The sequence below is a fragment of the Desulforapulum autotrophicum HRM2 genome (genome assembly GCF_000020365.1).
Taxonomy (GTDB): domain Bacteria; phylum Desulfobacterota; class Desulfobacteria; order Desulfobacterales; family Desulfobacteraceae; genus Desulforapulum; species Desulforapulum autotrophicum.
This window is the reverse complement of sequence record NC_012108.1, coordinates 2,890,285-2,903,781: the sequence shown is the minus strand read 5'-3', so window position 1 is coordinate 2,903,781 and position 13,497 is coordinate 2,890,285. Positions and strand designations below refer to the sequence as shown.

The following is a 13,497-nucleotide window of genomic DNA, read 5'->3' as shown; positions in this document are numbered from 1 at the left end:
AAAAATGTTTCTCAGGTTCAAAAATGCCCGCAAAAAAATATTATCGAATAATTCAGAAAAAGAATAAACATACCTGCTCAATGTGGGTAAAATGGATATATACGAGGGGCAAGACCCCCCATTTTATAGAAACATTATAGACAATATTCCAGTCAATTGAGTGTTCGTTTAATAGTTGTTTAACGCGATCTCTTAATTCATAATCAAGCTCTATTTTTGAACACAAAATAATTATTTTTAATTCATTGCTCATAGTTGAATTCATGGATACGTACAAGGCAACTTATGGCATCTGAGGGTTTTTAATATTAGATTCATGGTTGTATTTTAGAAACAAGTATATCTGATCTCTTTTTAGATTGTTTCGGAAACTCATATAAGTTCTATTATAAATGGTTCTGGCATGAAGACATTTAAACTCATCTGTTAAAACAGATGTCAAAACGCCTTTGGCCCTGGTAAAAAAGTCAGCATGATCTAACCTTTTTAATAGGTTATCCCATTTGATTTTTTTTATAGCATGGGTCCTGCCGATATAAAAATTTGCAACCTTGTCAAGCACAGGCATACCATCAATTAATGATCCAGTTGGCATTGTCGGTTGAGCCACTGTTGCAAATATGGGAGCTGTATAGTAGTCAAAGGTTTTGTAAAATGGAAGATCTATGACTTCGCCCCCTAAAATATCAATATTTGGATTGGCTTTAATTCTTTTAAGGGCATTGACAAGGTCGGTTTTTCTAAAAAAAACAAAATCATCGTCCAGCACTAAAACAAATTCTGTTTTAACCAGTGATAACGCTTTATTCCTTCCGGCGGATATACCGCTGTCAAATGGCATAACCACAGTTTCTATTCCATTGATTTGAACAGGATATTTACTATCGTCAACAAGAATAATCCTAAGGTTGGGATAAAACCTTTTTATGCTTTTAATAAGCCGTTTTACCGTTCGAGGTCTTTCAAAGGTCTTGACAAGGACAGTTAAATCAGAATTAAGATTATCCTGTGAACCAGAACCGGTTCGAGCACACAAATCAACCAAACGATGAAATAAAAGTTCAATAGTTATAATCGCTTTGTATACAGGCTTTCCGATAAAAACCAGCTTTCCGGTTTTTAAATATCTAAATAGTATTTTTTTTAATTTACGAATCATAACGAAATTTTGTGGAAACTATTTTACGATCTGCGTTTTAATTTTTTTGGCCACCTGTCTAAAAAATCTTTTTGTTCAATAAGGCTCATGAGCAAAATAAAATCTTCCAAAAAATGGTTAGGATGTAACTGGGGGTTATGCAAATGGCCTCAAAAGGTGTTAAAAACGACTGATAAAATATTTCCTCAAGTATTCCTAATTAATTATTGTAAACTATTTTGATTTCAGGAACTTTAAAGTAATCTTTCACCATGCGAAACAAATGATATTGCCATTTTTTATGTATGATTTCATACTTGAAATATCTTAAATCGAACCAACTATCGATATCTTCCTTGATTCCACCACTGGTCATTATTATGTGTAAATGGGGATTGTAATGTCCCGAACGTCCATGAGTTTGCACAACGATCATTGTCCCTATTTTTACATTTCGGCGAAGAGCAACGAAAACAACTTCCTCCAAGCATTGATGACCTGTTTTCATCAACCTTGATAACAAATCACCATCATGACGGACACTGTAAAAAGGCTGTCTCAACTGTTCTGGTAATGTCAGCACTATATGCCTGTAAACGACACCGGGATGAAGCATTTTACTGACTTGTGCTACAAATTCATCAACATACAGTTTGGAACAGGATAAACAAAAACAACTCTTACAGCTAAACCCCACCCGAAATAAATCAAAACCACAATGAACACATCTATACTCAGCATATCCACCACTTTCCTTTCCACAATCAAGCATTTTCTGGACTGGAATGGTGTACTGAGGGTCATCATACCCGTCGTGCTTTGCTTTAAAGGAAGGCCAGTGATCGAGGAATATTTCTTGAAAGACACCTCTGTCTTTATTTGTTTGGAAAATAGTTTTCATAAAGTTTGATTATGATACAAATGCTTATCACAATTCAAGAACTATTTAACTCAAGTTTCGCACCCCTGAAAGGGTGTGAATCCAGTCAGTGCGTGCTCTAAAGTGTCAAGATAGGCCTGAAAATCCTCTTGAATATCGAAGAGGTCAAAGATCTTTGAAAAACTGACATGAAAAAGGCCACGGAAAAACTCCCACAATCGTGTTGAGTAGCTTTTTACAGCAGCGTCATCGACCAATCTTTCGAAAAGGCCGCCCATAGTTGAATAGTTCTCGGCAACATTGAGGTAGTTCAGGATGTTGTATCTCAGAAAACTCAAGGTGGACGAATTTACCTGCCCGTTGAAATCATTGGATTGGTCTTTGCCAAGGCCGAGCATCTGTTTGCATTCTTTGAAACATACTTCGATTGGCCATCGTTTGATGTACTTCTTAATGATTGAAGATGAATGTAGTTTGGGATTTGTACAAAGGAATGCTACCCAAGAGGGTTCTTTTTTCTTTTTCCGACCGTTTACCGCTTCTAATTCAGGTTCTTGATAACCTTTGGAAAACACGATTACCACTGGCTCATCACAATCAGGCAGCGTTACTTTGACCCTTTTCAGCAGTAAGCCTGTACGGACATCTTTCCTGAAACCATTTCGAATTTTCTGATAGAGTTTAGAGAGCCTGTATTTCCGACCATTATACCAATAATGAACATTGCTGTCTTTAAGCCGACAGACAACATGAATATCTCGATGAATGTTTCGAATTGCTTGGATGAACCAAGGCCAGGAGTACCAACTGTCGAATAGTACATAGCCAGGACGCATACCGGCTTCCACCGCTCTGCGGATCATGGACAAGGCTAATTCCAGTTTGGTGCGATGCTTGGCTTCATAGCTGCGGAGACCACTACTACTTCTTGGATCTCCGATTTTTTCCGGAGTTTTGGCATGCCGTTTATTGCTGAAAAAATAGGCATGGTCAAGAGGATAAAAAGCATTGTTTGCAAAAAGTCCCAGGGTGACAATGCAGAATCCGAGTACCGACCTGCCAAGATTATGATCATGGAGGTAGGTGACATTTTCGATCTTTTTGCCTGTTTTCTGGAGGATGGTGTCGTCAATTACAAAACACAGATCTTCCTGAGGGAGGTTATGAACTTCAACACTTTTAAAAATTTCATGGTTTATGCCGTTCATAAATGCCCGCCACCTATAGCTGGTGTTTTGTTTAAACCGATAATAGGTGTCCTTTCTGCTGACAGACCACTGTTGCCACTGTTTCCGGCAAAAAGAGTGGACGGTCTTGATTTGTAGTAACGGCAACATGAACAATATGAACAGGAGATGCGCAGCATGATACCCCTCTTGCTTTTTAATATTTGCACGACAGAGCCAGGTCTTCATTTTCAGAGATTGGAAGACACCATCGATTTTCGAATCAAAAACATTCTGGCCATTCTTCAGGTAAAACTCGATTTCTCCTTTAAAATTTCGGCAATTTCTGGTAAACATATTTCAAGGACTCCTTTGTGTGGTTTATGTTTGAATTCAGCAGCTTATATATACCACTATCAGGAGTCCTTTTCTATAAAAAGTAGTAAAAATTTAAGATATTTTTAACTCTTAATCATCCCGAAGGGGGTGCGAAACTTGAGTATTTAATATCACCCTACAAAAAATGGAAATTCCTATACTATTAAACTCAACTTTCTGAGAAGTAAATCTAACCCAACACCCCCGCCAATTGGGGTCTTTTATTGTCAGATAGGCCAAAATATATAGCAGCTTGCCCCATTATCACGTCAAACATGGCGGTTATGACTTTATCTGACAACTTATGTGCTTTACGCAGTGTGGCCGTGGCCAGTTGTATTATTCTCTTCAGAGCTTCAATGAAGGTTATATTGGTCAATTCTTCATTGCAGGCTCTGAATATATCTCCAAAAGATCGCTGATCAATGCCTTCTCTTTGGAATAGGCTCAAAATATTATACCGGGCTATCACTAAGGAAGTGTGCCCGATCAGACAGTCATAGTTGCGAATCTGAATCTCTTTGACCAGCTTCAGGTGTTGCTTGCACATTTTGAAAAAGACTTCTATATCCCAACGCTTGCCGTATAGTCGTAGTATTTCTTCTTCAGCAATGGAAACATCTGTTGATAAAACAGCCAACCATCCCCTTTTCGTATCGCAGGACACAAAAATGATTCTTGCTTTATTCCCGTCTGACAATGTGACAATGACACTGGCCTTGATTTGAGACGGTCCTCTTTGTTTCTTAAGCTTGCCATAGAGGTCACTGAGGCGGAACTTTTTCCCATTATATGTGTAGAACCATTTCCATTGATCTTTCAACATACATATGACATGGATGTGTTTGCGAAGAGTCGAGATAGCTGAAGGCATTGAAAACCAGCTATCCATTACAAGGTACTTTGCCCGAATGCCAAGATTTATGGCTCTTTTAACCATGGGTTCGAGCAACTCAGTGGATTTTGTTATTGCCTCTTTGCGGCGTTTATAGCCACAGGTTCTTTTATCAATCTTAGGGTTGATTTCATTATATCGGTTTTTTTCATCCTTTGATGATAACAGGGCAAAATCGATTCCAAGAAAACTGTTTCCATCAGACCACCCAAGAGTCAGCATCCTGAATCCTTTCAAATATCTGCCGGTGCAATGATCATAAACCTTGGAAAGAAGTTCAACTTTTTTTGAACGGCTTCTGTCATAGGTTGAATCATCAATAATGAGGACCTCTTCAGAAGAATTATCCAAAAGGTTTTTAATGAGAATATAAATCCGGCTGCAAAGAAAAAGTGTGAAACGTCTCCAGTTATATCTGGGGGAATTCAAAAAATCATATACAGCATCTTTACCTACACCTATCTTTTTATTCCGAACCACACCTTCAAAAAGATTCTTGCCGACAAATGCAAGGTTGAAAACAATTGTGAACAATTCCAGGAGTGATGCACCTTTTGTTTTGGTTATCCCCGATTTGTTTAGCATGTTTCCTACCTTTAATATGGAGAAGTAATTGCCAAAAATTCCGAGCTTATCAGGGGTTATTGATTGATCTTCAGGGGCTACTGGGGTATTATTCTTTTTGATGAGGTTCCTTTCTTTGCTATGTTTGTTTATGGGTATCTATTCAGCCTCGAAATATAGCCCCTTGCTGATTATCGAAATAAACAGCAGGGCAATTCCTTAACTTGACTAATCTTCATAGCAAAAATCGGGAAGCTTGCCTTCAAATAAAATGCGCAATGCTTCGCTTGCCATCATCCCATGTTTTTTGCACGTGGAAAGATAACTTCGAACCCGACAGAAAATTTTCGCACCCTCCTCGGAGCGGAAGCACCCGGATATCTTCTGCTGAACTTTGGTCATTCTGAGATCATTTTCACCCTGATTGTTGGTAAAGGGCACTATGGAGTCGTCCATGAATCTCAGAGTTTCCGTTTCATAGTCCACCAATCGTTCAAGAAGACTTCTTGATTTAGAGCGCTTGAGTCGGCCCCGTTGTCCTTTTTTCCTCTTGTTTTCATCAGGTGGCGGGCATTCCCCTTGGGCTGTTTCCAGCAGATCCCGATATTTTTTTCGGTAGTTTTCAGAATCTGCCTGTTTGAGTTGGCCACCGGCATCATCCACCGCAATATTGATCTCTTTCAACAAATCCCTCATGTCCCTGGCCCATGTCTGATTATCCTGTTCCCATGCCCGCTCTAACTCCCTCAAGTGGTGAGCGTTGCAAAGGGAATGCTGACAATCATATTTCAAATATGGTTTCAAGTGATCGTGGCAAAGAATGCCTTTGAATAGGGGAAGAATTCCTATTTCATCCATGGCCTCCTTGCCTCTTTTTTCATGTGGGAAAAAATAGGTCCAGAGCGCATTGGATGTGCAATGCAGCCAGCGCCTGACACTATTTATATTGATGCCGGTCTCATCGGCATGACATAAATGTGACTGGAACAGTCTGCGTTTGACAATTTGATCAAACTCCTCCAGTTTTATAAAGGCCTCTTTGTTGAAATTATATATTGACCCTTTGCTGATGGGAATTCCCAACTGATCCCTGAAAGTTTCTTCTACCCTGTCATAGGGAATCAGCTGATACTGAGAAAAAAATGTGGCGTGGGCCTTCACACTGACACCATACTGAACGGCTTTGGTGACGCCTTCAGGGAAAACAGCGGTATAGCGTATGCCATTTTTATCCTCAAGTACTTGAGCCCGATATTCCGTCACGACTTTTGAGATGTCGATATCAATCACCTGCCTGACAACAGGTTCTATCTCTTTGTAAGTACCCTCGGGCAGGGTGGCTCTGTCAACCTTTATGGGTTCTACAAAATCAGGATTCGGGTCTCTTTCCAGAGTACTGCCGATATGCCCAGCTTGTCCGCCGGGCTTATTTACCCCCGGTTCTCTCTTTGTCTTTTTTCGATTGGGATCTGAAGAGGGAGGCTTGCTGCTGTTACTGCTGTTAAGGCCCAGGCGGTTACACAATAAAGTGACCAACAAAAACAAGACGTCAAGTGCAGCTTTCAATGCCGGAGAAATCTGTTCCTCTTCCAGCAATTTCCTGGCTGTCTTAACTGTTTCATCTACGTCGATGGAATCCACCTTTATTCCCAACAAAAACCTCCATGTACATCGTTTATTTATGGAGGTATTATAACATAGGTTTTTAGAGACAAATTTTTCGCTTCAGGTTGCCTCAGGTTACATTTGTTTTTATCCCATATGGCTGGCCATTGACCGTGACCGGATTGTTGAGGTAATAGTCTATTATAGGGACTATCCTCTTTAAACGGATAAAGCCTGAAATACAACTCAAAAATTTATTTTTCTCAAAAAAACACTGTCAAGTAAAAAATAAAAATTGACTCATTTTTTTTCGAGGCTGAATAGATACAAATGCTGTTGAACAATGCCGCTGCAATTTGCCCACAGCTCTCATTTCCGCTATGGATTTAATATCGTGCCTTTTCAGAAAACGCAATGACATTTTTGTATGTTATCAGTGGTGTCCGGTTAGGTTTTTGTATGTGTACTTTTAGTTTGCTCATATTTTTTTTACTTGATAAAAAGTAATTAATGTGACACGAAACTTGTTACAACCTACTATTATGACAAGAATATTTTTTATGAAAACGCTTCCCATAAATAATAGTAAAGTGAAATTTGACTCTCGATCATTCGGACAATATTTATTACCTCTACAGGACATTTTGTTCAAAGTCCCTGAACTCAAATCAGACGGATATCGACCATTGAAAATGATATTTCAAGACTAACTGAACGCATTATCATTTTTCCACCTTCAAAAACACGAGTCTGCAAGGGATTTAATACAGAGTCTTAAACAAGATGACTTTGCCAGAGAATTTAGTTGTCTGATAAGGTTATAAACTCCATGATTGACGTGATAATGGGGGAAACGATTGATATTTCGGCATAACAAATAGATAAAAATTCTCATTAACAGGGGCTTTGAGATAAATTTACTTCTCAGAAAGTTGAGTAAATTCATATTCAAAATCAAGTTATTAGGGCCTTTAGGAGAGCGCTTTTGCATAACACCCTATTGTCTGCTCTGCAATTTTTTTCCAATTATATTTCTCTTGAATTTGTTTTCTGAAATAGCCCTTCTCTTGGTCAGAAATTTCATGGCAAAGATGATAGGATAATTTTTCTTTTAAATCATTCAAATCCCCAGTTTTGAAGAATCTATTTTCCTCAAGGTCCACTTCCAGGTTAGCCGGAATATCAGAGACTAACACTGAAAGCCCGTAGCTCATGGCCTCAAGTAGGGAGATGGGCAACCCTTCATGAAAGGAAGGGAGAACAAAAAGACCTGCATGGGAGAATAATTGATTTAAAGGTTCCCCTGTAATATAACCCGTCCGTATAATATTGTCGTCCTTATCAATCATCTGTTTAAGGGTGCGGCTATATTCTGTCTCATGATCGGCATCACCAGCAATTACCAGTTTATAATTTTTACTAAGCGGCTGAAAGGCATTAATTAGCAAATCAAGCCCTTTTTCAGGAACAAATCTTGCCACGGCAATAATATATCTACCAGGTTCTACACCAATTCTATTTATAAAACCTGTTTCTCTTGATAAAGCCGGAAATGGAACACCATTATAAATAACAGATGAACTTCGTTTGCATCTTTGTTTAATTATATTTTGAATGACTGAGGAAATTACAATTATCTCATCAGCAAATTTGCCTCCAAGGTATTCACCAAACCTGAGCATAACTTTTGCGGCTTTTCCCCATTTTTTACGATCATAATCTGGTCCATGATTTGTTATTACAACCTTCAAACCCAAAAGTTTTGCAAAAGGTACCATTAATCCAGGCCCCACTGCATGGATATGAAGGACATCCACATTCATCTGCCAGGCTTTCACAACAGCTAAAAAAGTGTGGACAATTGCCTCAAGACTTTTTTGTCTGGGAGCAAAAGTATGAATCAATTTGATAGACTTCCAGGATAATGATTTTTTCTTAACATATGGCTTTCGGGTCGCAACAAAAACCTCATGCCCCATTTGAGTTATAATGGGATAGAGTTCCTGGCAATGCTTTTCAACCCCCCCGGGGATATCCGGAATTCCCCGGGTTCCAGTAACGAAAATTTTCACTTTTTATTTCCCCACCGGATCCAGACAGATGTTCTCACCTTTACTTTTCATTACTTTAAGTTTGTTTTTCATGACCCATAAAGCAGGAACTGATATCTTTTTTTTCATAGCCGGTGAAGCAGAACCGATCATCCAACATTGTTTGTCGCAGTTTTTTACCAGCTGACGGATAGTTTCTGCTTGTTTACTAGTCCAGATATCATCAAATGATTGCTGATGCAGATTGCCCATGATCATTGGAGCATCAGAACCGTTGCAGGGCACTATGTTGCCGAAAGGATCAAGAAAAAAAACTTCCGTTCCTACTTCACATGGAAGGGGGCGTTTCCCGCCTGTTACCTTGTTCGCCAGCCCCATATTAAAATATGCACGGAACCAGTTCTTGGGTTTGTTGGTCTTCAACAATTCAACAGCAATTTTTTCAAATTCATTTGAAATTAAATTAGGGTTTAAAAAACTATTATCATCTTTATGGAAATAATAAGAATTGTGGGTGGTGGCTGTAGCAAATTCAACCCCCATAGCATTTGCCAGACGATAAAGCTCTATCATATCCTTGGCATTGCGGTCGGAAACCGTCATGCCAAATCCAATATCCTTTATTCCCATACTATGAAGTGTTACAAGCGTGCGAAGACCATGATCAAATCCGTCTTTTAGTCCCCTGAGTTCATCATTGGCCGCAGGCAGTCCCTCAATAGAAATCCGAAACCCAATTTTATTACCAAATTTTTTGGCCATTCTAACTATTTTCTTTGTGAAATAGCCGTTACTGCTGATAACAACCCTGTTTGATTTTTTCACTGCGATTTTGATGATGTCTTCAAGATCATCTCGTAAAAATGGTTCTCCACCGGTGATATTTATAAAGTTTAATCCATCAGGTATCTTTTCGACTAATTCAGGTGAATATTCTTCTGATATTTTGCTGGGTGATTGCCAAGTATTGCACATATAACATTTGGCATTGCACCGGTAAGTTACAATTAGGCAGGCTTCCATAATTTTTCCATATTTTATTTGATTAATTTTTTATATATTGATTCCAATTCAGTACAATGCTTCTCCAGGTCATATTCAATTTCAACTTTTAATCTGGCGGCTTTACCAAATTTTCGCCTCAGATTTTTATCATTAGCTAATATGTTCATCTTTTTTGCGAGTTCCTCTATATTGCCCATTTCAAACAAAAAACCGGTTTCACCATCTTCTATTTGCTCAGGAATCCCTCCTATCCGGCTGCCGATAATGGGTTTGCCCAGTGCCATAGATTCTAACACCACCATGGAGCAGTTTTCATACCATTCTGACGGGACAACAACGAAGGCTGCACTGCTGATGATTTCAGTAAGCTCGTCACCCGTTTTATAGCCCAAAAATTCTGCATCAGGATAGTCGTTTTTCAAATTCGCCTCAAGGGGGCCTGTCCCTACAATTTTTAAAGGAATCTCACTGGAATTGATTTTATGGGCTTTTAACAAGGTTTCAATTCCTTTTTCCTTAGATAACCTTCCAAAATAGAGTCCATAGCCGTTATCGTCATCCTGAGGTTGATATAGTTTTAGATCAATACCATTATGCAATACTCTTATCTTTTCAGTTGGTATTCTCCGGCTTATTTGATCTGCCATAAATTGACTGGGAGCTAAAAAAAGGTGAACTTGTTCATAACTCCTTTTCCATTGATGAAAAATAGCCTCCAAAGATAACAGCAAACTTTTGAAATGTGAATTCTGGCAATTTAAAACAAGAGGCTTCCAGAATTTATGTCCCTCACACTCTAGGCAAAAATTGTCACCTCGTAGGGCGATGTAATTGGGGCATATTAGTTTGAAATCATGAAGCGTCAAGACAACTTTGATCCCTTCTTCTTTTAATACGGGAATAATGGAAGGGGTCAGTTGATGATATATATTGTGCAAGTGAGCGATCTGAGGTTTTTCATTTTTTAATAAGTCTCTCAACTTTTGAGTTGCCACAGAGGAATGGATAAATTTCGCAGCTGTGTTAATTTTAGAAAAGAGACCATCCGATGAGTTGAAATTAATATTCGGAACAAAATTAGATGAAAACTCAGATGAAAAATTTCGGTCATCAACCATCGAAAAGTCTATGACAGAGTGACGTTGGCTTAATAAAAAATTTCGTTCTTGAAAAAAGACTCGTTCAGATCCACCATTTAAATGGAAAAATTTATTGGCTATAAGTATTCTCATTATGTTTTACAAAAACCTTTTAATTTCTTATTTCTGATTTTCGTGCTTTTATGGCAAAGGCTAACCGCACAGGTCCAACTTTTTTGGTTCTGTAGCGTCCAAGTTTGGTTTTATTTGAGAAGAATGGTATGCAAGTATTATCCAAAAAAAATCAACCATAAAGATATTCATGGTAAGGTTCATTAATAGTAAGGAGCTGACGGCCAAAATGGTTGTTGGAGAATTCTTCAATATTCTTTTTTGATAAAAATATTGAAGAAATAAAAACATAAAAAGTGCTCCAAGCATACCATTCTCAGATAAAATATTTAAAATAAAATTATGTGAAGCGATTCCTAATGTAGGTAAATTGAAAGAATCAAAAAGATATGAATAATGCGTTATGTTTTCGTAAAACAACCCACTGCCAACACCTAAAATAGGTGAGCCGATAAACATTTTCCAAGCACCCAACCATACAACATAATGAAATCGGAAAGACATATCATCAGTAAATGATTTAAAAACAAAAAAGGAAGATATTAATAAAGGCGTCGCCAATATGATTAGGATATAAGTATATCTAATCAGATTTGAAAATAAGGTAGTTGGTAAATTTTTATACAGGTAAAAAGATAGTACTAATCCACAAATTCCGAAAGCAGCTCTTGATTTTGTACATAGGATTAAAAATATAAAACCAAAGCAAACTAAAAAAAAAGCCCTGTTTTTGGTCATTTTTAATGATAGATACATAAATAAAATTGTCATTAAAGTTGCGGCAGTAGCTACAGGTCCTAAATTGAAAAGAGATAATCTTTCAGCGCGAATTTCGTTTGTTCTATTTAGCCACGATAAATTAATTGTGCTCGTTAGAATTTGACTATTAAAAAATATTATATCTATAAATCCTATAAGTAAAATCAAATAAGTTGTTTTTAAAAAGATATTGATAAAAAATTGGGTATTTGATGGTTTTTGAAAATAATTTCGAAACACGATATATAAAAGCATAAAATAGACCCATTGAACAGATTCACGTAAAATCCTAACATCATTTTTATGAAATAGACAACCAAAGAAAACCACAACGGTAAATCCAATTAGGAATTTATCGTTACTATAGAATCTAAATTTTAGATCTCTTCTTAAAAATTTAAGAGCTGTAATATATAATAGACACATTACACCTAATTGTGTACCACGTAAATCAATAATTCCAAGTTTAAATACAAAAAAATTGTTAAAAATAGAATAGATAGAGATAATAGTAATTAAATATTTCATCATTTTCAATATGTGACCGAAAAGAGAATGTTCAGAATTCTGTGCCATGGGGTTAACATTTTAAATCTACCCCGATAAATTGTGGAAATGGAATATAGGCCCTGAGAATGGGCATCCCAATAACTTCCTGTCGAAAGGAAAAGCTTCCTCTTGAGCGGGTCCAGCAACAATCCTTTCATTCTCAAGAAAAAAATACATCTCACGTTTTAGTTCCTTATCAAGCTTTCCTTTAAAAAAAAGATGGCTAACTGCAAATTGTCGGAGACCCGTTTTGAATCGGCATAGTCCATTTCTTACTGGCATTTTGGTTGCACAAGTAAAGCAGTTTTAACAGGCTGCCCGAATTTTGAAAGGTCCCTTGGTCTTTGTAAATATGCGGAATTGCTTGTGTATGACTTAAAAAAGTCCTGCGACTATAAGATATCACCCGGAATTTATTCTGGATACTTGAAATATTAGCTGAAGCGTTCCCAGTTTTTACGATAGGGTTTGAGAACAATCGGATACTTGTTCATTCCATTTGTTTTCCAGAATATCCAACTCAGATTCGGCCACTTCTTGTTAACCGCTTTATAAACCCGTTTAAGTCTACCCTAAATTGTTTCTGGTTTTTAGAACCGACATACCGAAGGGAGTTTCGGATTTGGTAAACTACGCAAAATTTAACCTCAGTCTTCGGGAATATGGATCTAATTTGTTTCTGGAAACTCTTTAAGGCCTTCAAAACAGGTAATCATAATGTTTTTAACACCTATATTTTGGATATCTGTTACTCCCTGGAGCCAGAAATTCGCAATTACGTTTTTTGATATGTCCATACACCCAAAGGATTTCTTTGTGCCCTTCGCTCTTCACGCCAAAGATTGTATTTACAGCCTTGCTGCAAACCTTCCCATTCTCTTCGATTTTATAATGGATGGCATCAAGTCAACCGATATGATACAAATTCTCTAACGTCTTGGCCTGCCACTTTTTAACTTTAACAGTATAGATACTTGTGGCGGTGACGGCGCTCAAAGTAGCATTTGAAATTTCAAGGCCGTGTATTCCTTTCAAATAGGCAGTTATGTCGTTAGAGCTCATGCCCAGACATAGAGGGTTATCATCTTTTGCTCAATCTCATCGCATAGTGGTGTTAGATGCTTTTGACGACTTTAGATAAAATGTACCATCCCTGTCACGAGGGGCTTCAGTTCGAATTTCCCATCTAAAGATTTTATGGCCTTAATGGTTCCTTTATTGCATTTTTTGTCAGATTTTTACTGTCTGAGATGAGAATCAAGTTCTGCTTCAAGACTGCCTTCTGCAAGATTTTAA

10 protein-coding genes are annotated in these 13,497 nt (G+C 37.7%); all 10 read right to left on the bottom strand.

Annotated features, from left to right (window positions below; all coding sequences use genetic code 11):
* Nucleotides 1-283: 283 nt before the first annotated feature.
* The 10 genes from HRM2_RS12645 to HRM2_RS28325 all read right to left on the bottom strand — a co-directional run bounded on the left by HRM2_RS12645 (nucleotide 284) and on the right by HRM2_RS28325 (nucleotide 12,904).
* Nucleotides 284-1,159, bottom strand: a complete 876-nt coding sequence (locus HRM2_RS12645) for a glycosyltransferase (RefSeq protein ID WP_015904402.1) — start codon at nucleotides 1,157-1,159, stop codon at nucleotides 284-286.
* 199 nt (nucleotides 1,160-1,358) lie between these two features.
* Nucleotides 1,359-2,039, bottom strand: a complete 681-nt coding sequence (locus HRM2_RS12640) for a transposase zinc-binding domain-containing protein (protein ID WP_015904401.1) — start codon at nucleotides 2,037-2,039, stop codon at nucleotides 1,359-1,361.
* Nucleotides 2,040-2,089: 50 nt separating this feature from the next.
* On the bottom strand, nucleotides 2,090-3,541 hold the full coding sequence (locus tag HRM2_RS12635) for an IS4 family transposase (RefSeq protein WP_015904400.1): 1,452 nt from the start codon (nucleotides 3,539-3,541) through the stop codon (nucleotides 2,090-2,092).
* Between the two features lie 211 nt (nucleotides 3,542-3,752).
* Nucleotides 3,753-5,144, bottom strand: a complete 1,392-nt coding sequence (locus HRM2_RS12630; protein ID WP_049770444.1) for an IS4 family transposase — start codon at nucleotides 5,142-5,144, stop codon at nucleotides 3,753-3,755.
* A 105-nt stretch (nucleotides 5,145-5,249) separates the two neighbouring features.
* A complete protein-coding gene (gene tnpC, locus HRM2_RS12625) occupies nucleotides 5,250-6,668 on the bottom strand; it encodes an IS66 family transposase (RefSeq protein ID WP_041273938.1) in 1,419 nt (472 codons plus the stop codon).
* A gap of 929 nt (nucleotides 6,669-7,597) precedes the next feature.
* On the bottom strand, nucleotides 7,598-8,698 hold the full coding sequence (locus HRM2_RS12620) for a glycosyltransferase family 4 protein (protein ID WP_015904397.1): 1,101 nt from the start codon (nucleotides 8,696-8,698) through the stop codon (nucleotides 7,598-7,600).
* A 3-nt stretch (nucleotides 8,699-8,701) separates the two neighbouring features.
* On the bottom strand, nucleotides 8,702-9,700 hold the full coding sequence (locus tag HRM2_RS12615) for a radical SAM protein (protein ID WP_015904396.1): 999 nt from the start codon (nucleotides 9,698-9,700) through the stop codon (nucleotides 8,702-8,704).
* Nucleotides 9,701-9,714: 14 nt separating this feature from the next.
* Nucleotides 9,715-10,914, bottom strand: a complete 1,200-nt coding sequence (locus tag HRM2_RS12610; protein ID WP_041273246.1) for a glycosyltransferase family 4 protein — start codon at nucleotides 10,912-10,914, stop codon at nucleotides 9,715-9,717.
* Nucleotides 10,915-10,974: 60 nt separating this feature from the next.
* A complete protein-coding gene (locus HRM2_RS12605) occupies nucleotides 10,975-12,228 on the bottom strand; it encodes an O-antigen ligase family protein (RefSeq protein WP_041273245.1) in 1,254 nt (417 codons plus the stop codon).
* 493 nt (nucleotides 12,229-12,721) lie between these two features.
* Nucleotides 12,722-12,904 carry a transposase gene (locus HRM2_RS28325; RefSeq protein WP_148214617.1) on the bottom strand — a complete coding sequence of 61 codons (183 nt, stop codon included), beginning with the start codon at nucleotides 12,902-12,904 and terminating at the stop codon, nucleotides 12,722-12,724.
* Between the last annotated feature and the right edge of the window lie 593 nt (nucleotides 12,905-13,497).

Bases quoted from the DNA above. Each gene is read 5' to 3' on its own strand.
- HRM2_RS12610 (WP_041273246.1), bottom strand. From the start codon at position 10,914: ATGAGAATACTTATAGCCAATAAATTTTTCCATTTAAATGGTGGATCT.
- HRM2_RS12605 (WP_041273245.1), bottom strand. From the start codon at position 12,228: ATGGCACAGAATTCTGAACATTCTCTTTTCGGTCACATATTGAAAATG.
- HRM2_RS12615 (WP_015904396.1), bottom strand. From the start codon at position 9,700: ATGGAAGCCTGCCTAATTGTAACTTACCGGTGCAATGCCAAATGTTAT.
- HRM2_RS12635 (WP_015904400.1), bottom strand. From the start codon at position 3,541: ATGTTTACCAGAAATTGCCGAAATTTTAAAGGAGAAATCGAGTTTTAC.
- HRM2_RS12640 (WP_015904401.1), bottom strand. From the start codon at position 2,039: ATGAAAACTATTTTCCAAACAAATAAAGACAGAGGTGTCTTTCAAGAA.
- HRM2_RS12645 (WP_015904402.1), bottom strand. From the start codon at position 1,159: ATGATTCGTAAATTAAAAAAAATACTATTTAGATATTTAAAAACCGGA.